Origin of the sequence: Polynucleobacter sp. UB-Siik-W21 (assembly GCF_018687415.1) — a bacterium.
GTDB lineage: Bacteria > Pseudomonadota > Gammaproteobacteria > Burkholderiales > Burkholderiaceae > Polynucleobacter.
In genome coordinates this window covers 1,318,775-1,339,417 of record NZ_CP061289.1, presented here as the reverse complement: position 1 = coordinate 1,339,417, position 20,643 = coordinate 1,318,775, and the positions used below count along the sequence as shown (strand labels likewise).

At 46.3% G+C, this 20,643-nt stretch carries 18 protein-coding genes, 1 other RNA gene and 1 pseudogene; 16 read left to right on the top strand and 4 right to left on the bottom strand.

Annotated features, from left to right (window positions below; all coding sequences use genetic code 11):
* Position 1: 1 nt before the first annotated feature.
* The 3 genes from C2756_RS06950 to ffs form a co-directional block, all read right to left on the bottom strand.
* Positions 2 to 514, bottom strand: coding sequence for a hypothetical protein (locus C2756_RS06950; RefSeq protein WP_215318243.1), 513 nt, complete (start codon positions 512 to 514; stop codon positions 2 to 4).
* Positions 515 to 789: 275 nt separating this feature from the next.
* Positions 790 to 2,001, bottom strand: coding sequence for a site-specific integrase (locus C2756_RS06945; protein ID WP_215318242.1), 1,212 nt, complete (start codon positions 1,999 to 2,001; stop codon positions 790 to 792).
* Between the two features lie 109 nt (positions 2,002 to 2,110).
* Positions 2,111 to 2,209, bottom strand: an RNA gene (gene ffs / locus C2756_RS06940) — signal recognition particle sRNA small type.
* A gap of 32 nt (positions 2,210 to 2,241) precedes the next feature.
* Here ffs and dnaX point away from each other — a divergent pair.
* The 15 genes and pseudogenes from dnaX (at position 2,242) to rlmD (ending at position 18,859) form a co-directional block, all read left to right on the top strand.
* On the top strand, positions 2,242 to 3,915 hold the full coding sequence (gene dnaX, locus C2756_RS06935; protein ID WP_215318241.1) for a DNA polymerase III subunit gamma/tau: 1,674 nt from the start codon (positions 2,242 to 2,244) through the stop codon (positions 3,913 to 3,915).
* A 95-nt stretch (positions 3,916 to 4,010) separates the two neighbouring features.
* A complete protein-coding gene (locus tag C2756_RS06930; RefSeq protein WP_215318240.1) occupies positions 4,011 to 4,334 on the top strand; it encodes a YbaB/EbfC family nucleoid-associated protein in 324 nt (107 codons plus the stop codon).
* 36 nt (positions 4,335 to 4,370) lie between these two features.
* Positions 4,371 to 4,985: a recombination mediator RecR gene (recR, locus tag C2756_RS06925; protein ID WP_215318239.1), complete on the top strand. Its 615-nt coding sequence runs from the start codon at positions 4,371 to 4,373 to the stop codon at positions 4,983 to 4,985.
* Between the two features lie 90 nt (positions 4,986 to 5,075).
* Positions 5,076 to 5,294 carry a ParD-like family protein gene (locus C2756_RS06920; protein ID WP_215294968.1) on the top strand — a complete coding sequence of 73 codons (219 nt, stop codon included), beginning with the start codon at positions 5,076 to 5,078 and terminating at the stop codon, positions 5,292 to 5,294.
* Positions 5,291 to 5,563, top strand: a complete 273-nt coding sequence (locus C2756_RS06915) for a type II toxin-antitoxin system RelE/ParE family toxin (RefSeq protein WP_215294966.1) — start codon at positions 5,291 to 5,293, stop codon at positions 5,561 to 5,563. Before C2756_RS06920 ends, C2756_RS06915 begins: the two co-directional genes overlap by 4 nt.
* A gap of 164 nt (positions 5,564 to 5,727) precedes the next feature.
* The gene (locus tag C2756_RS06910) at positions 5,728 to 6,711 is read left to right on the top strand and encodes a DUF6282 family protein (RefSeq protein ID WP_215318238.1); all 984 of its coding nucleotides are present in this window, start codon (positions 5,728 to 5,730) and stop codon (positions 6,709 to 6,711) included.
* Positions 6,712 to 6,897: 186 nt separating this feature from the next.
* Positions 6,898 to 8,313: a carbohydrate porin gene (locus tag C2756_RS06905; protein WP_215318237.1), complete on the top strand. Its 1,416-nt coding sequence runs from the start codon at positions 6,898 to 6,900 to the stop codon at positions 8,311 to 8,313.
* A gap of 194 nt (positions 8,314 to 8,507) precedes the next feature.
* A complete protein-coding gene (locus C2756_RS06900) occupies positions 8,508 to 10,013 on the top strand; it encodes a TolC family protein (RefSeq protein WP_215318236.1) in 1,506 nt (501 codons plus the stop codon).
* 9 nt (positions 10,014 to 10,022) lie between these two features.
* Entirely contained in the window at positions 10,023 to 11,282 is a 1,260-nt protein-coding gene (locus C2756_RS06895; RefSeq protein ID WP_215318235.1) for an efflux RND transporter periplasmic adaptor subunit, read from the top strand.
* Positions 11,283 to 14,360: an efflux RND transporter permease subunit gene (locus tag C2756_RS06890; RefSeq protein ID WP_215318234.1), complete on the top strand. Its 3,078-nt coding sequence runs from the start codon at positions 11,283 to 11,285 to the stop codon at positions 14,358 to 14,360. It abuts the gene before it with no gap.
* Between the two features lie 2 nt (positions 14,361 to 14,362).
* Positions 14,363 to 15,148: a 5'/3'-nucleotidase SurE gene (gene surE / locus C2756_RS06885; RefSeq protein WP_215320886.1), complete on the top strand. Its 786-nt coding sequence runs from the start codon at positions 14,363 to 14,365 to the stop codon at positions 15,146 to 15,148.
* Positions 15,149 to 15,177: 29 nt separating this feature from the next.
* A pseudogene (locus C2756_RS06880) lies at positions 15,178 to 15,801 on the top strand (protein-L-isoaspartate(D-aspartate) O-methyltransferase); the annotation flags it as partial.
* A 32-nt stretch (positions 15,802 to 15,833) separates the two neighbouring features.
* The gene (locus C2756_RS06875) at positions 15,834 to 16,583 is read left to right on the top strand and encodes a peptidoglycan DD-metalloendopeptidase family protein (RefSeq protein WP_251372009.1); all 750 of its coding nucleotides are present in this window, start codon (positions 15,834 to 15,836) and stop codon (positions 16,581 to 16,583) included.
* Positions 16,584 to 16,608: 25 nt separating this feature from the next.
* The gene (locus C2756_RS06870; protein WP_215318232.1) at positions 16,609 to 17,430 is read left to right on the top strand and encodes a 3'-5' exonuclease; all 822 of its coding nucleotides are present in this window, start codon (positions 16,609 to 16,611) and stop codon (positions 17,428 to 17,430) included.
* Positions 17,423 to 18,859, top strand: a complete 1,437-nt coding sequence (rlmD, locus tag C2756_RS06865; protein ID WP_215318231.1) for a 23S rRNA (uracil(1939)-C(5))-methyltransferase RlmD — start codon at positions 17,423 to 17,425, stop codon at positions 18,857 to 18,859. Before C2756_RS06870 ends, rlmD begins: the two co-directional genes overlap by 8 nt.
* 321 nt (positions 18,860 to 19,180) lie before the next feature.
* Here rlmD and C2756_RS06860 read toward each other — a convergent pair whose 3' ends face one another.
* On the bottom strand, positions 19,181 to 19,882 hold the full coding sequence (locus C2756_RS06860; RefSeq protein WP_215294945.1) for a Bax inhibitor-1 family protein: 702 nt from the start codon (positions 19,880 to 19,882) through the stop codon (positions 19,181 to 19,183).
* Between the two features lie 283 nt (positions 19,883 to 20,165).
* On the opposite strand from C2756_RS06860, the gene ndk reads away from it, so the two are divergent.
* Positions 20,166 to 20,591: a nucleoside-diphosphate kinase gene (gene ndk, locus C2756_RS06855; RefSeq protein WP_215294943.1), complete on the top strand. Its 426-nt coding sequence runs from the start codon at positions 20,166 to 20,168 to the stop codon at positions 20,589 to 20,591.
* The last annotated feature ends 52 nt before the right edge of the window (positions 20,592 to 20,643 follow it).

Below are 20,643 nucleotides of genomic sequence, written 5' to 3'. Positions count from 1 at the left end.
CTTAGTTGCCTCCTTCTTTGTCTAACAAAATATCCTTGCCTGTCATTTCTGAAAAGACCTCTACTAAGATCGCAATTATTTGATCTTTTTTTAATTGCAGTGGATATCGGTCTTCTGTAAAGCGATCAATGATTTTTTGTAAAAAGTAGTTATTCTGCATTTGACCAGCTGGGTACTTCTTTGTTGGAACGATCAGGCTGCATTTACCAGTATTAACCTCTGAAATGAAGTTCAACTGAATGATCCAATGCTCATCTTCAGTCTGCGGAATACCAATGCCGCTCAGTTCGTCGTTATGGAAGATTCCATTTAAGGTTAAAAAGTCGATGCGAGTTGCAACCTCAGTTCCTGAAGTAGTTTTACTAATTGAGGAAGTTGCTTGCAGTTGTATTGCTTTAATTGAGTTCATGGACATGACCGTTTTATTCGTGCCCAGTTGCTGTTCAATTGATAACCTGAGGATTTGTAGTGGCTCAGTTGGAGTAATACCAAAAATTTTGTGCTGCGTATTCATGTTTTTTCCTAAATGAATAGCGTTCTGCACAGGCGTGCAGAAGCAAATAGTTATATAAAAGATAATTTGGCCGTTAGTGGCCAGCTTTTGACAGGACCTGCAATGTAGGCGCAAGTAGTTATCTGATTTGGCACCGGTTTAAAGTCGGGTGAAGGACGGATTCAGACTGTCTACTGCTTGAGGCACGTATTCAATTTGTCGCGTGCATTTTTATTTTACCAAAAGTGTGAGTATTTACAATTAGTTTGTATCAGTTTTTATAGTTACTTTTGGTACTAAAGGTTCAGTTTGCATAACTCGTTAGGCAGCCTTAGATCTCGGTATTTAATGAGCTCAATTGCTGCCTTGATACTAGATGTAGTTCTATGTGAGTAAATCTTTGCCCCAGTACTACCTTTGATTTCATGTCCCATGATTGCATCAATGGTAGGCTCGGGAACATCATTTTCAGCCAACTGGCTTCTAACTCCGTGCCTAAAAGAATGGAAGTCAAGACCTTGCGGTAGTTCAAGCTCCTTTCTAAACTCCCCAAACCAGTTAGAGTAGTTTCCGCCAGGTTTGTTTTTGCGAAACTTCAATTTTGACCAAAGTTGTGTGTCGTTCGCCATTACTGTTTTTTGGACATAATTTAAAAAACCAAGACGAATTACCTCGCTATGAATAGGTATTTTTCTTATTGCGGCTTCTGTTTTAACTTGTTGACCTGCTCCAGCGTTTGAGATTGAGATTGTGGGTATTTCGCAGTCGAGAGCGATATCACTTGGTTTAAGTTGTGCAAGTTCGCTAAGTCTTGCCCCAGTAAATATCGCTAATATTGGAAGCCAGTAGGCAGCATCCCCTCCGCATCTCCAGTCTTTTGGCAACTGGTAACTGGTGAATAACTCATTTGAAAAGAGCTTATTAAGTTCGGATACATCCCACGGCCTCCGTTTTTGAGTGGTTTGAGAGTGGATCTCTATCCCCTCCCAAGGGTGTCTATTAATAATTTCTAGGTCTCTGTAGGCATATTTCAGTAGCGATTTGACCCAAGTAAGTCGATCCCTTGCAGTTTTACTTGTTGTATTACGTTCTGGTTGTTGTAGCCAGGCTCTGAAGCTATCGCCCTGAGCTCTAGTTAACTCTTGAAGTATGGGGTTCTTGGTTTGCTCCTCAAATAAGATTAAAGCTCGCATGCATGAGTTAATCGCATCGCTGCTACGTGGTTTAGATTCTTTCCATCGCTGATAGATGTCTCGAAGGTAGTATGCGGTTGGGGTGCGTTTTGTAGGCGCTTGTTCCGCCGTTGTTTTTTGGGCGGGTGCAATTAGACCTAAAATTTCTGCTCTTTTGATTGTTCCTAGCGTAACTGCTTCCCTGTAGCTGCAAGAGCCCAGCGACAGAATGATCTTCCCACTTTTATATTGCTTTTGAAGTTCGTGGTTTATCGGCAGTACTACTCTTAGATAGTGAGAGCTTCCTCTTTGAAAAATACCGTTTGTATTGGCCATGCATTACCCCAGTAAAAAGCAGTTAATGCCTCTGGGGTGACACAGCTAGGTGACACAAATCCTTGTTTGATTAAACAAAACTCAACACAAACAAAGACTTAAAAATCAGGTGGATGAGCCAAACCCCCGGCACTGGCAGAAATTGGGTTTGGCTGCTTCGTTCCCGACCTGACCAGGTTATCCAACCCACCATGCGGGGAGGCCCATCCTCTTCCATTTTAGCTTGTTAGAATGTAGGACATGACAGCACTGGCATTAGCCCGTTCGTGGCGCCCTAAAACATTCTCCGAATTGGTGGGGCAAGACCATGTGGTGAAAGCCTTAACCCATGCTTTAGATCAGGGTCGCTTGCATCATGCGTGGCTCTTTACGGGCACTCGTGGAGTCGGTAAGACCACGATTGCACGCATTATGGCTAAAGCGCTCAATTGCACAGGATCGGACGGATCGGGCAAGATGACATCAGAGCCTTGCGGCAAATGTCTATCTTGCTTAGAGATTAATGAAGGTCGCTTTGTTGACTACATCGAGATGGATGCAGCGAGTAATCGCGGTGTAGATGATATTGCTGCACTTCTGGAAAAAGCAGCCTACGCACCGAGTAATGGTCGCTATAAGGTTTACATGATTGACGAGGTGCATATGCTCACCAATCATGCCTTTAATGCCATGCTCAAAACATTAGAAGAGCCCCCAGAGCACGTTAAATTTATTCTGGCTACTACGGATCCACAAAAGATCCCTGTGACCATTTTGTCGCGTTGCTTGCAGTTCAATCTCAAGCAAATGCCAGTGCCACTCATCGTTGAGCACTTGGAGAAAGTACTCGCTGCAGAAAAGGTTACCTATGAAGTTAATGCACTGCGTGTTTTAGCAAAAGCAGCGCAAGGCTCGATGCGCGATGCTTTATCACTCACAGATCAAGCAATTGCTTATGCTGCTGGTAAGGTCACCGAAGAATCGGTGCGCGGTATGCTCGGCACATTAGATGATGCGTATCTCATTCGGATTTTAGATTGCATCATTGCCAAAGATGGCGCAAGCCTTTTGGCAGTTGCTAATGAAATGGGTGAGCGCAGCATGTCTTTCTCATTGGCGTTACAAGATTTATCTAGCTTGTTGCAAAAAATTGCAGCAGCCCAAGTCGTGCCAGAGTCTGTCTTAGAGGATTGGCCAGAAGCAGGTGAGATTCGTCGCTTAGCAGGACAACTCACCAAAGAAGAAGCACAACTCTTCTACCAAATTACGATTACAAGCCGTCCTGACCTATCGCTCGCACCCGATGAGCAAACTGGTTTTGCCATGACACTTTTACGCATGCTGGCGTTTCGTCCGGGAAGCAGCAATAGCGGTGGTGGTGGAGGTTCTGCGCCCACACCTTCAGCGCCATCGGCCCCACCAGTTAATACTGCCCGTTCATCCTCTGTAGCTTCTGCGCCTGCCGCTAAAGCAGCGCCAGCATCTGCAAGTGCTAAGTCGGTTGCCTCTGCTCCTGCTCCTGTTGCTGCTAGCGTAGTTGGTAACCCTGCTGAGCGTCCCGATTGGCATAGCTTGATGCGTCAGTTACCAGTCAAAGGTTTAGTGCAGCAATTGGCATTTCAGACAGAGTTACAAGATTGGGCAGATTCCCCTGCGGCTGTGAAAGCAAGCATTCTGACTCCAATGCCGCAGTTAGCTTCCGAGGCTTCTATCGCCCGCCTAGCTGATGCACTGACTGCGCACTTCGGTAAAACAGTCAAGATCGTGATTGAAAAAGGTGAAGTAGAAGGCAAGACGGTTGCCAAAGTAGATGCACAGATTCATCAAGAGAAAAGAATGAACGCCGAGCAATTGATTGCAGCCGATCCTTTTATTCAGCAATTAGAAAAAGAGTTTGGCGCTAAAGTCGTTGGTGGCTCAGTCAAGCCACTGTAATCTGGCCTCTTTAAATTCATTCATAAGTATTAATCATAGTAAGCAACATAAGTAATCAACATAAGCAATCAACATAAGTACTGAGGAATAAAGCGATGATGAAAGGTGGACTTGCTGGTCTCATGAAACAGGCTCAGCAGATGCAAGAGAAGATGAAAGTAGCGCAAGAGCAATTGGCTGCGCTAGAAGTCACTGGTCAAGCGGCTGGTGGCTTAGTCAAGGTGACCGTCTCTGGTAAGTACGAGATCAAACGGGTGCAGATTGATCCAGGCGCAATGGATGACCGTGAGATGTTAGAAGACTTAATCCTTACTGCTTATACAGATGCGTTTAAGCAAGTAGAAGCGGCTAGCGGGCAACTGATGTCAGGCGCTACTGCTGGCATGCCAATGCCTCCGGGCTTTAAGTTGCCGTTCTAATTGACCTTGTTAGTTTTTTCTTCACTACCTAAATAGATGGCGCGCATAGAAGCACCTCAAGATGCACTCGGTCGCTTGATTGAGGCATTGCGGGTATTGCCTGGAGTAGGCCCTAAGTCTGCTCAGCGCATGGCCTTTTATTTATTACAGCATGATCGCAATGGCGCAGCAGTGCTTGCTCAATCATTAGGCGAAGCGGTCGAGACCGTTGGTCACTGTGCCCGTTGTAATACTTTTTCAGAAACACAAATCTGCAGCACTTGCTCTGATGGTCGTCGTGACCCATCACTGCTGTGTATTGTAGAAACGCCTGCTGACCAAGTGATGGTAGAGCAGACTTTGAGTTTTAAGGGTAACTACTTTGTCCTCATGGGTCGCATCTCACCACTCGATGGTATGGGCCCTAATGAAATTCATTTTGATCGCTTACTCAATCGTATAGAGAACCCAGATACTAGTGTGCCGATTCGAGAAGTGGTGCTAGCAACGAACTTTACGAGTGAGGGCGAAGCAACAGCCCATTACATTGGTGAAGTACTCAAAGCTAAAGGTATTAAAGTCACGCGTATCGCACGCGGTATTCCGGTGGGTGGGGAGCTCGAGTATGTGGATGCAGGTACCTTGGCCAGGGCTCTCATGGATCGTCGTTAGTCTTTTATTTCCTAAATTCCTCAAATGCCAAAAGGTTGCAAATTGCAACCTTTTGTGTTAAATTACATCTATATTTATTGAGGGGTAATTATGGCTATAGCTATCAAGTTATCTGATCTTTTAGTAGAGGATGCAAAGCCTTATGCACAGGCAATGCATCGCTCCGTTCCTAAGCAGATTGAGTATTGGGCTCGTTTAGGTAAAGTCGCAGAGGAGAATCCTGACTTACCAGTTCATATGTTGCAGGATATGTTAGTCAGCATCGAAGAGGTGAAGGTTGGCAATCTAAATCCCTATAAATTCGGATGATTGTATTTACGACACCTAGATTTGATAGGGCTATTAAGAAGATATCGCCTGCTGAGAAAAAGACTCTTGATGATACCGTTAAGAGCATAGTTGCTGACCCATCTCAGGGTGAGATGAAAAAAGGCGATTTAACAGGTATCCAGGTATTTAAATTTAGACATCTAACGCAGCAGATGTTGTTAGCTTATTCCGTCAGTCTTGATGGATCTAAGCTTGTGCTGATGGGGTATGGGGTTCACGAAAACTTCTATCGTGATTTGAAGCGATAAGCATTAAAGCAAGCGTTGTTCCGGTACGAATAAGTTCGCAGCTGTATCGCCCCTCTATCACTCTCTGAGCCCATCGCCTAGGGGGAACTACTTAAATACCCTTTGGGATAGATGCATTAGAGTCAACTGATTACAAATAAGTAGTTTAATCAGGGAGATGACTCATGCGTAAATTTCAGTCCACCAAGGTCTTAGTCGCCAGCTTAATGAGTGCTGGTTTGATATTGACCTCGAATATGACTCAGGCACAAGTAGGCTTTCCGCCACCGCCACCAAAAGTGAGTCCTGCAGCAGGTGTGATTGATATGCACGTGCATCCTGATCCAGATGTATTTGGCAGAGCTTTAACTGATTACGAGTTAGCCACCATTGCTCGTCGCAAAGGCATGCGCGGTATTGTGATTAAAAACCATGTGGTCACTACCAATGATCGCGCCGCTTTAGTGATGCAACAAGTCCCCGGTATTGAAGTGTGGGGCGGTATTGTTCTGAATAAATCCGTTGGCGGTGTGAATCCTTCTGCAGTTGAGTGGATGCACCGGATGTCTGGTGGTCGTGGCAAAGTGGTATGGCTACCTACCTTTGACTCTGATAAGCATGTTAAGACCTTAGTTGATAAGAACCAATCTGGCATCGTGGTTGCGCCCAATGGCCAAGTCACACCAGAGCTTGAAGAAGTATTAAAAATCATTGCTCGTGAGGATTTGATTCTGGCGACAGGTCACATCTCTGCAGAAGAAGTAGTGGCAGTAGTCAAGCGCGCAAAAGAATTGGGCGTGAAAAATATTTTAATTACCCATGGCCTAACCAATATCCCAGGCCTATCTTGGGAGCAAGCTAAGCAAGTCACTTCCATGGGCGCCTATATTGAAATTTGCTACCTGCAATTTATGACCGGTCCTACAGCGCAGTACAAATGGATGACGCATTGGGAGAAGGTCGATGCCACCGTGGTTGCTAAAGCGGTCAAAGAAATTGGTGCAGACCATTTAGTACTTTCAACTGACTTAGGTCAGCAAGGCATGATGACTCCACCAGATGGTGTTGAGAATGAAATTGCAGCAGTTAAAGCTGCAGGTGTGTCACAAGCAGACATCGATAAGATGATGAAAAAGAACCCAGCAAAACTATTGGGTCTCAAAGACTGAGGCGCATCCTCCGCCAGGCATGACACTTTTGTCATGCCTGAGACATAAAAACTAGGTAAATTACTCCTTTTTGGGGATAATTTGGGCTACGCCACACTGGGGTTTTAATCTTCGGTGTGAAGGTCTAGTTTTCTCTATCGGTATGTAGCCAGTGTATTGATGCACTGGCACCCAAAGACATCGCGAATGATCCGCAAGTTTTATTTCCTTCTCCTGTTGAGCATTTTGTGCACTTTTCTTGGAGCTTCTGCGTTTGCGCAGAGGGCAGGGTCAGGCGCTGACCAAATTGCCAGTTTTGCTAACGACCTTTCTTGGTTACCAACTGAAGGTGAGATTTTTGGTCTGCCCGTCAATATTCACGGTCAAAGCACTTATATCAATCAGCGTTATAACAATTTCACCTCCAGCTATTCAGGTCTTAATAGTATGAGTGCTCTGAAGTCAATGAGCTACACCTGGTCTGGTACTTTGTTCTTTGGTGCGCGCTTGGCACCTGACACCGATTTTTATTTCAACCCAGAAGTGGTTTCTGGTGTGCCATTCTCTGGCCTAACGGGTCTTGGCGGTTTTACAAACGGTGAGGCTACCAAAGCAGGCGGCGCTCAAGCCAAGTTTTATTCTGCACGTGCATTCTTGCGTCACACCATCAACCAAGAGGGCGATAAGGTGGTGCTTGAGGATGATGCGAATCAAATTACGCAAACCGTCAGCAGCAATCGAGTAGTGATTACTGCCGGTCAATTTTCTACTTTAGATATTTTTGACGATAGTCGTTACGCAAAAGATCCCCGCATCCAGTTTATGAACTGGGGCAATATGACTTATCTGGCCTATGACTATGCTGCTGATGCGCGTGGCTATAGTACTGGCCTAGCAGGTGAGTGGTATTTAAATAATTGGGTCTTGCGTGCCTCACGCATGTTGGCGCCAAAAAACCCCAATGGTCGTGATCTCAATTGGCAAATCTTTAACACCTACGGTGACCAGGTGGAAGTAGAGCGTCAGCACCATATTGCTGACCTGCCAGGTAAGGTGAGCGTCTTAGCCTATCGCAACAGAATGATCTTGGCGCGCTTTCAGGATGCAACTAATTATGTGATTGCCAATAATGCGCAGGGTACGCAAGCGATTAACAACGTACGCAATAACTACCAATACAAAACGGGTGTTGGTATTCATGGGGAACAAGCGCTGACTCATGACTTGGGTATCTATGGCCGCGCATTCACATCCGATGGTCATACAGAAACGATGTCTTTTACTGAAGCCGATAACTCTCTCTCAGTAGGCATGGGTATGAATGGCACTTCTTGGAGTCGTCCAAGCGATAGCATCGGAATCTCGATGATGCAAAACGGCCTATCGAGTTACAGAAGAGGCTATCTACAAGCAGGTGGCGTGTCTTACTTTATTGGTGACTATGCGAGCGCATCGCAGACTATTTCTTATCGCCCAGAGCGTATCGGCGAGGTGTACTACAACGCCCTGCTTGTGAAAAATATTCTTGGCGGCGTGAACTTTCAGCATATTCAAAATCCTGCCTATAACTCTGCCCGCGGCCCTGTAAATATCGTGTCTTTCAGGATTCATGCTGAGTTTTAAGGGTTTGGCGGGGTGTGGACGTCCTGAAGACTTCATTATTATCTTTAGAATCAAAGAGATAGCAATCGTCAATAATTCGACATTTGCGTTTTCTACCCTATAATCCTCTAAACCCCCTGTAACAGGTAGATGCGTGATCAAAATCTGCATCAGGGGCTATAAAAACAGCATTATTGATCTAGAGGCGGCCGCATTTGTTGATTCACGGCACAAGCAAAATTAGCGCAGTATTCATAGTCAAAAGAATCACTTTTGCTCTCTTTGCTTCTGCTTTTTCTGCCGCCTTTGCTCAGTCTACTGGTAGTGATACTCCGCCAGCAAGTGTCACCGTCCAAACCAGCGATGCACCATTAAGTACTCCGCCCTCAATTGGTGCTCAGTTAAGCGGTCAAGACAAGCCTTCAAAAGCAAATGAATTATTTGCGCCAGTAACAAAAGCCAATACACCCAAGATTTATGCCAAGCCTGTTGCAAGCGGTCCCACTGAAATGGATCTGCGTCAGCTTTGGAATGAACTCAAGATAAATAATCCGCAATTATCTTCTTTGCGTGAATCGTATTTATCTGCCAAGGCAACCGTACCACAGATTGCAGCACCAGCCAATCCTCAAGTTGGACTAGTGTGGTCAGGCATGCCAGTAGGATCCCCATTAGCTTTGGGTGCTGCAGGTACTAATCCTAACGTGAGTAATAACAATGCCATCTCGATTGCACAGCCGTTTCAGTTTCCGGGTAAGCGAAGTTTGGCAGCCAATATTGCCGACACCAATGCTGAGGCATTGCTAGCGCAGTCTGAAGCAACGTATTTGCAATTGGGTGCGCAGCTCTCAAGCTTGTACTACAACGCACTCGCTGCACAAAAACAATTGCAAGTTCTCAAGGAGTCTGTAGTTCGCCTAGAGATGGTTAAGAATGTTGCCAAAGCACGTTATGCAAATAATGCTGCCGCTTATGTTGAATACCTGAATGCGCAAGTTGCGCAAAGTGCTGCCGAGGCAGATCAATTCAACGTTGACCGTCAGCTTCAAGTAGCGATCAACAACATCAATACTTTAGTAGGTCGACACTCTCGAGAAAAGTTGGTGCTGCGGGGTGATGTACGTCGCGCAATGACCGGCGTACCAACATTAGTGGAGTTAGAGGACTATGCAGAGAGTAGTCACCCAGCCTTAAAGAGTTCTGCCTTGCAGTTAGATGCAGCGCGTAAGGGTGTGGACCTTGCCAAGAAAGCGTACTTGCCAGATTTTCAGGTGATTGGTTCCTCCTATACGCCACGCGGTCCCTTTGCATCGAACAACGGTGCCTTGTATTACCAGTTTGAATTAGACCTGATTATTCCTCTATATTTCTTTACCAAAGAGAAGTATGGGGTAGAGCAGGCGCAGCGCAATCAAGCCTCTGCTGAAGCTGGCAACATTTCTAATCGCCAACAGATTGTTTTGGCGGTCAATACCGCTTATGCTGCTTATGAGCAGGCCAAGGTTCAAACCCAGTTTTTAAAAGAAAGACAAGTCCCGCAGGCGGATGCAGCATATAAAGTAGGCTTGGTTCAATATTCCAATAATGGTCAAGGTTTTAATGATTTGTTGACTGCCCAGACACAGTTGCGTAATTTAGAGGTGCAGTTGGCTTTGGCTGAGGCAAATCTAATGCAGGCCCAGGCAGTATTGCTGGTATCTGCTGGCAAAGAACCTTTTTAAGGAGTTGTTTTGAAGGACAAGTTACTGAACATCCTAAAGCGCGCTACTGAAGAGGCTAAGAAGCTCAAGGACAGGTTTGTCGCTCGTATTGAAGCTAATACGAATGAGATCCATCGCTCTTACTGGGCATTGCCATTAGAGACTCGCGCTCGCCTGCGCTTGATATTGATTTGCGTATCTATTCTGATGCTCGGTATTGTGATTGGTTTGTTTGTGAACGTGAACCGTCCAGTCAAATTGGAGAAGAGTAGCAAATCACTGTCGATTGAAAGTACTGGCGCAATGGAGCTTAAGTTGCCAGGCGTGGAACTCAATCCCAGTATCTATGTATTCCAAGATGCGCAAAAAGTACAAGTTCCGGTCGAGCTTAAGGTTCCTGGTCGTTTAGCATTTAATGCTGAAAAATCGAAAGTGCTCTCCGCTAGGGCTCCTGGTAGGGTGGAGCGCATTTACGCATTTGATGGTGCTCAAGTGGAAGTGAGCTCGCCAATTATTGAGTTGTACAGCCCCGAGTTCCTCTCGGCACAACAAGAGTATCTGCTGTCATCAAAAACGTCCAAAGTGCTGGAAGCCAATAAGACAATGAGCGACCTGTTGGGGGATGCTCAAATCACACAACAGGCTGCCGCAAACAGGATGCGTAATTTAGGTGCGAGTGATGGCGATATAAAGTCTTTAGATAAGACAGGAAAAACTCAATACAACTTGGTCATGCGCTCACCATTACAAGGGGTAGTCGTCAAGCGCGCTGTTGATCCCGGCTCAATTGTGAATGCGGGCGATGTCTTGGTAACCTTGGCTAATCCTAAAGAGCTATGGTTCTTAGGTAATGTATACGAGCAAGATATTCGTAAGATTCAAAAAGGGCAGACGATGATTCTGCGCTCAGAGTCCTATCCAGACAAAGAGTTTGTTGCTACCGCTAACTACATTGCGCCGGCGATTGACCCAGAGACTCATGCTTTGTTGATTCGCTGCGATGTTGAAAATCCTGATGGACTATTGCGCCCAGATATGTACGTTAATGCCCGACTCAAAACGGGTGAGTCAGAGGCAGTCGTCGTTCCGCAATCAGCAATTGTACGGGTACGTGAAATGCGTTACGCCATCATCAAAACGGGTGCAGATACTTTCCGTCGCTTTGCTGTAAAAGGGTATGACCTCGATGGTAAGCGTTTTGCAGTTACTGAAGGTCTAGAGCCTGGTATGAAAGTGTTAACTGATGGCGCTGTCTTACTGAACGACCGTTTTGCTAAGCAGGAGGAATAATTGAGTTTTGTTACCTCCTTCATTCGGGGAGTTTTAGATAAGCGCGTCATTATTCTATTTGCCGCAGCGGTGCTGTTGGTGCTCGGTTCATTTAGCTTAAAACAGTTACCGATTCAGCCATATCCTGGCGTTGCGCCGCTGACGATCCAAGCGATCTCTCAATGGCCTGGTAGAAGTACGACTGAAGTTGAGCAACAAGTTACCATTCCGGTTGAGAATGCTTTAGCGGGTATTCCGGGTGTAAAAGCATTTCGCTCGGTATCTCTTTTTGGTTTATCGGTTGTCACACTTAAATTTAATGACAACGCTGATCCGTTTAAGGTGCGCCAAATATTCATTACCAATTTAGGTAATGTCACGTTCCCGCCAGGCGTGAGTTCTAGTGTTAGCCCAGATTCAGATGCGACGGGTGAGATCTTGCGCTATCAAGTGACTTCTGATTACGCATCGCCTACTCGCCTCAAGACCTTACAAAACTACGAAATCTACAAAGAACTCAAGCAGACCCCAGGAATCGCTGATGTATCTTCGTTCGGTGGCAAGGTGCGTCAATATCAAGTGATTGTGAGTCCAGAGAGTTTGCAGTCCAAGGGCGTTACTGTTCCACAATTAATCGAGGCTTTATCTAAGGCTAACGACAATACTGGTGGCGGTGTACTACCTAGTGGTGAACAGCAATTTGTGGTGCGTGGTGTGGGCTTATTGAAAAATATTGAAGATATTAAACAAGTCATCATCGCTGTAAATAAGGGTATGCCTGTGCGCATTGGCGATGTGGCAACAGTACAGATTGGTAATGCACCGCGTTTGGGTCTCTTTCAGTTTGATAGCAATCCAGACTCAGTAGAAGGTATTGTGTATTTACGTCGGGGTGAGAACGCCTCTGAAGTCTTGGCTCGCGTTCGTGAAAAAGTTACCAATATCAATAATCACATCTTGCCACCTGGTATACAGGTAAAACCATTCTATGACCGTCAAGTTCTTCTTGACATCACTGTAGGCACGGTTAAACACACCATGTTCTTTGGGATCACCATGGTCTTGGTATTACTCTATGTATTCTTAGGTAATCTACGCGCAGCTGCAGTGGTTGCTGCAGTGATTCCGCTGGCACTGTGTTTCTCATTCATCATGATGTATCTCTTTAATGTGCCAGCAAACCTGATTTCATTGGGGGCGATTGACTTTGGTGTGATTGTGGATGCAGCCGTGATCATCACCGAAAATGTGATGCGTCATATGGAAGAGGGTGGTAAGCGGGTCAATCAAAGCATCATTTTGGCAACGAGCGAAGTTCAACGTGCCATGGTGTATTCAACTAGCATCATCATCGTAGCCTACTCGCCCTTGTTTTTGATGGGTGGTGTTGAGGGCATTATCTTTAAGCCCATGGCCTTCACGATGGGCTTTGCTTTGGTTGCTTCAATTATTTTGAGTTTGACCTTCCTGCCGGCCTCAATGTCCTATGCCTTTGGTGAAAATTTTCATCATGAGCCACCAAAGTTTATTTCCTGGATGCTCAAGCGCTATCGCCCCTTGCTGCGGAACTGGATGGATCATCCACGCCATGTCATCGCTGTTTCTATTTTCATCCTTGGGTTGACTTTATTGAGCGCAACCCGTTTGGGAACCGCCTTCTTGCCAACGCTTGAAGAGAACAATATTTGGCTACGGGTGACTCTGCCGAATACAGTAGATCTGGATTACTCCATTAAAGTCGCTAACCAGTTACGCGAAACCTTTCTAAAGCAGCCTGAACTAGAAAAGGTAGCAGTCCAAATTGGTCGACCAGATGACGGCACAGATTCGACGGGCGTATTTAACCAAGAGTACGGTCTGTATTTGAAAGCACCGGAAGAGATGCCTAAAGGCACTAATAAACATCTCTTGATTAAACACTTGCAGGCTGAACTCGATAAGATTCCTGGCGTGAATTACAGTTTCTCGCAATATATTCAAGATAACGTCAATGAGGCGCTCTCTGGCGTGAAGGGCGAGAACTCCGTCAAGATCTTTGGATCCGATCTCGAAGTCTTGAGTCAGAAAGCCCACGAAGTCGTGGCGCAGCTCAAGAAAGTACGCGGTATCGAGGATGAAAATATCCTCAAAGAATTAGGTCAACCTACTTTAAATATTCAAATTGACCGCGATAAGGCTGCGCGTTATGGCGTCAATGTAAGTGATATTCAGACGGTGGTGGCTAACTCCATTGGTGGTGCACCCGTTACTAATTTCTTGGAAGATGAGAAAACTTTTGGTATTGCGGTACGTTTGAATGAAGCTAGTCGTAACGACATTCCGGATGTTTCTAATTTATTGGTAGATACGCCAAACGGTCAAAAAGTACCCTTGGCAATGGTTGCCAAAGTACAGCTCACCGATGGTCCTTTCTTTATTTACCGCGAAGCAGGTAAGCGCTACATTGCGGTGATCTTTAGTGTGCGTGGTCGTGATTTAGGTAGCGCTGTCGAAGATGCTAAGTACTTAGTGGAAAAGAACATCTCCTTGCCTACGAATTACATGATTGCTTGGGATGGTCAGTTTAATCAGATGAAGGCAGCACAACAAAAATTAATGGTGATCATTCCATTAACTCTGGTGGCAATCTTCTTATTACTTGTGACTGCCTTGGGTAATTTCCGTGACGCAGTCATTGTATTGATCAACGTTCCGTTTGCTGCTATTGGCGGCATCATCGCTTTGCATCTTGGTGGTGAAACCTTGAGTATTTCTGCGCTATTTGGGTTCTTATCACTGTTTGGAATTGCAATTCAGGATGGCGTGATTCTGATTTCTTATATTAATAAAACCGTAGCGGAAGAGCATGGCGCCATGAAGGATGCGATGGTTGATGGCGCAGCATTACGTGTGCGCCCTGTGTTAATGACCGCAATGTTAGCGGGACTTGGTCTCTTGCCGGCTGCCTTGTCACATTCAATTGGTTCTGAAGCACAGCGTCCGCTTGCTCTGGTGATTGTGGGTGGTATGGTGACTACAACAGTCCTCACTTTATTAGTGTTACCAGTGATTTATGCAGCCATGAGATCACGCGGAAAGCACAAGCCAGGACTGGTGTAGTGATGTCTAAACAACCCCATATTCTGGTATCGAATGACGATGGCTATTTAGCTCCTGGTTTATTGGCTTTAGTCAATGCGGTGCGCCCTTTAGGTCGTATTACCGTGATTGCTCCAGAGCAAAACCATAGCGGCGCTTCGAATTCACTCACACTTTCAAGACCGCTCTCGATTCATCGTGTGGCTGGCGGTGAACGTGACGGTTTCTTCTTTATTAACGGCACCCCGACTGATTGTGTCCACGTTGCAATGACTGGTTTCTTGGATGAAAAACCTGATCTAGTGATCTCAGGGATTAACCAAGGCGAGAACATGGGTGAAGATGTGCTGTATTCCGGTACGGTAGCTGCGGCAATTGAGGGTGTGATGTTTGGTGTGCCTGGCATTGCCTTCTCCCAAATTGATCGGGGCTGGAATCGTATTGAAGATGCCGCTAAAGTAGCGCATGATGTCGTAGTGCAGATGTTGGCATCCAAGCTCTCGCATAACGATGGCACTGCAACTTTACTCAACGTCAATATTCCGAATCGTCCTTATGCAAATCTCAATCGCTGGCGTGTGACCCGTTTGGGCAATCGCCACCACTCTCAGCCAGTTGTCGTGCAAGACAGCCCGCGCGGTGAGAAGATTTATTGGATTGGTGCGGCAGGCGAAGTGAAAGAAGGTTCCGAAGGGACCGATTTTCATGCGATTACTGATGGTTGCATTTCGATTACCCCTATGCAATTAGATTTAACGCATCACGCGCGTTTAGCGGCGATGCGAGCGAATGGTTGGGATCGCGCTTGAAGGCACCCACCGAGCGATTTGCCGCCTATCGGCAAGCACTAGCAGCAAAAGTACATGCTGCCGGTGTAAAACATGGCAAAACATTAGAGGCGATTGCTACTGTTCCACGTCATGCATTTATGGACGCGGGTTTGCACGCGCAAGCTTATGAAGATACGGCATTACCAATTGGGCACGAGCAAACGATTTCTAAGCCATCGGTTGTGGCGCGCATGATTGAGTTGCTGCATAAACCCAAACACCCCCTGGGCAAAGTCCTGGAAATTGGTACGGGTTGTGGTTATCAAGCAGCGGTGCTGAGTTTATTGGCCGATGAGGTTTATTCCATTGAGCGCATTCGTTCGCTGCACGATCTGGCTAGGGCAAAACTGCGCCCATTTCGGATTAATAATTTACGCCTGATTTATGGCGACGGTATTTTGGGTTTGCCACAAGCCGCCCCCTTTGACGGGATTATTTTGGCAGCGGCAGGTTTAGGGATTCCTGATGCCTTGCTGGATCAATTGGCTATCGGTGGACGCTTGGTGGCTCCGGTTGCTAAAAACGAAAAAGAGCAACAACTGGTGATGGTGGAGAGAATGAGCTCCCAGCGCTATCAAAGAACTGTGCTGGACGGGGTCTTTTTTGTCCCCTTACAATCAGGGGTAGTATGAAATCGCGACTCGTTAATCCTATCTCTCATTCCATGACTAATGTATCTAGCAGCTTTCTGATCGCAATCCTGTCGGCATCTGTAGTGCTGATCGCAGGATGTTCTACTCCTCGTACTAAACCTGCGAATGTGACTGATCGCTCTGGGGGGTCTGTTGCGTATGAACCAGCACCTCCTGGTTACTATCGCGTCAAAAAGGGTGACACCTTAGCGCGTATTGCTTTGGATCACGGTCAGGCTCCACGGGATGTAGCGCAGTGGAATACTGCTGCCAATCCAGGTTTTAATCCCAATGTGATTGAAGTGGGCGATCTGGTTTTGGTTAAAGCGCCAGCCAGTGCTAAGCCCGCTGCACCTCTTGAGAAAAAATCTGTAGATGCCCCTGCTTCAGCAGAGCCCGCTAAACCCGAAGTGGTGGCAGAGCCTGGCATTCGTTTATCTTCACCCGCCAAAGGTAAAGTGACGAGCGAATTTAATGAAACCAATAAAGGGATCGACATTGCTGGCAAAGTAGGCGAGCCTATATTGGCAGCCTCTGATGGCAAAGTCGTTTATGCCGGCAACAGTTTGCGTGGTTATGGCAACTTAGTCATTGTGAAGCATGACAACACTTATCTCACGGCTTACGCACACAACAGCAAACTCTTAGTGAAAGAAGGCGATAGCGTGCGCAAGGGTCAGAAGATTGCCGAGATGGGGGATACCGATACCAATTCTCCTAAGCTCCATTTTGAATTACGCGTCAACGGCAAGCCAGTCAATCCAACGCCGTACTTGCAGTAAGCCTGCGGCGATAGGGCAATAGGCTATGGCCACCGTTCTTGTCTTTGATATTGAAACGATTCCTGATGTAGCAGGTTTGCGTCGTCTGGAAGATTATTCAGATTCGATGAGTGATGCCGAGGTTGCTGCTAAAGCCATGGCTGAGCGCGCCGCTAAAACTGGTAGTGAGTTTCTGCCCCTGTTTTTACAAAAAATTGTTGCGATCTCTTGTGTGATTCGGAGAACGACCAAAGAGGGTACACCGCAAATTAAAGTGGGTACCTTAGGCACACCCCAAGATGATGAGAAGGTATTGGTGCAAGCCTTCTTTGACTTAATTGAGAAGTACACGCCGCAACTGGTCTCTTGGAATGGAAGTGGTTTTGATTTACCCGTCTTGCACTATCGCGCGCTTGCAAATCACATTCAGGCGCCACGCTATTGGGAAATGGGTGATAGTCAAGAGGCTGATAGCCGTGACTTTAAATGGAATAACTACATCAGTCGTTATCACATGCGTCACCTTGACATGATGGATCTTTTGGCTAAATTTAATGGCAGAGCCAATGCGCCATTAGATGGCTTGGCAAAGCTCTGCGGCTTTCCAGGCAAGATGGGTATGGATGGCAGTCAAGTATGGCCTGCTTATCAAGAAGGCAAGATTAATGATATTCGGCGCTATTGCGAGACCGATGTTGTGAATACCTATCTCATGTATTGCCGCTTTCAATTACTACGTGGCGGATTTTCTCTTGAGGAATACCAAGAAGAGATTGATTTTGTGAAAGCTTATCTAGAAAAAGAAGCTCGAGAGCCAAACGGTAGTCAGTGGCAAGAATATCTCCAAGGTTTTGCGCCGGATGCGTAGAGGAGAGAAGCCAGTCAATCTTGAAGTGACTGAGCCAGTAAGAGTTGAAGCACTTGATTTAGACGCCCAAGGGATCGCCCGTTTAACACCCAATGAAGCAGAAATAGAACAAGGGCAGAGCGGTAAAGTCATCTTCATTCAAGGTGCACTCCCTACCGAGCTCGTCACCTACACTATCACTAGCGATAAAGCCCGCTTTAGTAAAGCCAAGGTACGCGACATTCTCAAGCCTGCAGTCTTTCGAGCAGAACCCAAGTGCGCAGCCTTTGGCGTCTGTGGGGGCTGCACAATGCAGCACTTAGATATTCGTGCGCAAGTCGCCATGAAGCAACGTGTGCTCGAAGATGATTTGCGCCACATCGCTAAAGTACGGCCCGAAGAAATTTTTCGCCCGATGGGTGGCCCCACTTGGGAATATCGCCATCGTGCCCGACTCAGTGCAGTCAATCGCTCAATTAAAAAAGGGACTGTACTCATTGGATTTCATGAGGGGAAAAGTAGCTATGTTGCTGACATGCTCGCTTGTGAGATCTTGCCTCAGCACGTATCTGATCTCTTGCCTGAGCTGCGCAAATTGGTCATGGGCTTATCGATTGTTGATCGCATGCCACAAATTGAAATTGCTGTCGGCGAGCCAGCAGATCCCCATTCTGATGACCCTAAGCAAAACAAGCCCGTTACTGCTTTAGTCTTTCGGAACTTGCAGCCTTTAACAACAGCAGATGAGCAACTCCTACGAGCGTTTGCAGATGAACATCAGGTTTGGATCTGGCTACAACCCAAAGGGATTGAGACGGTTGCTCCGTTTTACCCGGAGACCGGCAAGCTTTGCTATCGTCTACCCGAATTTGAAATCGAGATGCCATTTAAACCTACGGACTTTACGCAGGTTAATCACATGATGAATCGCACTTTAGTGAGTAGAGCGATTCGCTTGTTGGAGGTCAAAGAAACCGATCGTGTGCTCGACTTATTTTGCGGGATTGGTAACTTTACCTTGCCGCTAGCGCGCAAAGCAAAACAGGTTTTGGGGATTGAAGGTCTAGAAACATTAACGACTCGCGCTAAGGCTAATGCCGAACATAATGGCTTAGCAAGCAAGGTCCGATTTATGCAAAGTGATTTGTTTGAAGTCACCACCGAAACCATTGCATCCTGGGGCAAAGCAGAGCGCTGGTTAATGGATCCGCCGCGTGAAGGTGCGATGGAAATGAGTAAAGCGCTCACCCAATTGCATCTGCAGAAAAGTGATTTGCTGCCAGAGCGTATTGTGTATGTCTCCTGCAACCCTAAAACTTTAGCCAGAGATGCAGACATCTTGTGTCATCAGGCCGGCTACACCCTCAAGGGGGCGGGTATCGTCAATATGTTTCCACACACCTCGCATGTCGAGTCAATCGCTGTCTTTGAGCGCTCAAAGGTTCTCTAAATCCCTGATTTAGAGATTTTTTTAGCTATTCCAGCGCCAATGTAGTGCATTGCGCATAAATGCAGTGCAGTGGAGTGAAAGAGCTGCCTTTCAGGAGCGTAGATTGTAATCGTGCAGTGAAATATTGCTGTTAACGACTGAAAATCCCTGGAGCGCATCATGAAAACCTCAGATAGTTTTGCAATCCTATTGATTTTGATTGCACTCGCTTTTGCGGTGAGTATGTTTGTAGCTAACTAATTTCTACTGACAAATCAGTAGAAAAGCAGTGATTAAAAAAGGCGCCCGCAGGCGCCTTAAGAGGACATCACACTAAAGTTTTTAGTCGCGATCGCCACCAACAATACCCAAGAGGGCTAGCAAGTTGGTAAAGACGTTGTACACATCTAAATAAATAGCCAAGGTAGCCATGATGTAGTTAGTCTCACCGCCGTTAATTACTCGCTGTACGTCAACGAGGATGAAGGCGGAGAAGATTGCGATAGCCAGCACCATCACAGTCAACATCAAAGCAGGCAATTGCAACCAGATGTTAGCGAGTGAAGCCACGATCAAGAGCAATACACCCACCATTAACCATTTGCCCATGCCAGCAAAATCACTCTTGCTCACAGTAGCAATAGTTGCCATAGTGGCGAAGATAGCTGCTGTACCGCCAAAGGACAACATGATGAGGGTCGCACCGTTGCTGTAGCTATTGAGGGTGAAGCCAATCAGGCGGGACATCATGATGCCCATGAAGAAGGTAAAGCCTAGGAGTAGGAGTACGCCCACGCCAGTTTCTTTATTCTTCTCAATGGCCCAGAAGAATCCAAAAGCCACCGCCATGAATACGATAAAACCTAAGAAAGGGCTGTCAGAGAATAGGTTAAGACCCATCGCTACGCCTAGCCATGCACCAATCACAGTTGGAACCATGGACAGGGCCAACAGGGCATAGGTATTGCGCAGCACGCGGTTGCGTATCTGGACGTTGCTAATTGAGCCGGTCTGGCCAAAGCCGTAAGAGTTCAGATCACTCATATTGACTCCTTCATTTTCATAGTTGTAACAAGAGCCCATCAAGGGCTGTTGACAGTAAGTATAGACAAAATGCCCCAATTTCAAGCCCCCCAGGAAAAGACCTACTAATTAAGGGCTTATGTCTTGTAAATTCAAGGGCTTAGCCCTACAGATATAGGGGTAAATACGGTCAGGCAATGTATAATTCGGGGGTCGTTGAGGTAGAGAAGCTGTTTAAGTGGAATTTAAGCCTAAATCAGCCCTACCCAACAAAATACCTTTGAAATTACTACTGGAGTCTTGAATGGCAATTGAACGCACCCTTTCTATTATCAAACCTGATGCTGTCGCTAAAAACGTCATCGGCAAAATCTATGACCGTTTCGAATCCGCTGGTTTGAAGATCGTTGCTTCCAGAATGGCGCATTTGTCACAAACCGAAGCTGAGCAGTTCTACGGCGTTCACAAAGATCGTCCTTTTTTCAAAGATTTGGTGAGCTTCATGATTTCTGGTCCAGTCATGATTCAGGTATTGCAAGGCGAAGGCGCGATTGCAAAGAATCGTGATTTGATGGGTGCCACTGATCCAAAGAAAGCAGACAAAGGCACTATCCGTGCTGACTTTGCTGACAGCATCGATGCCAACGCTGTTCATGGTTCTGACGCTCCTGAAACAGCTGCTGTGGAAGTTGCATTCTTCTTCCCAGGCATGAATGTTTTCAATCGTTAATTAACACCTATTGATTCATAAGTAGGCGCATTGACCTCCCCGCGCGTAAATC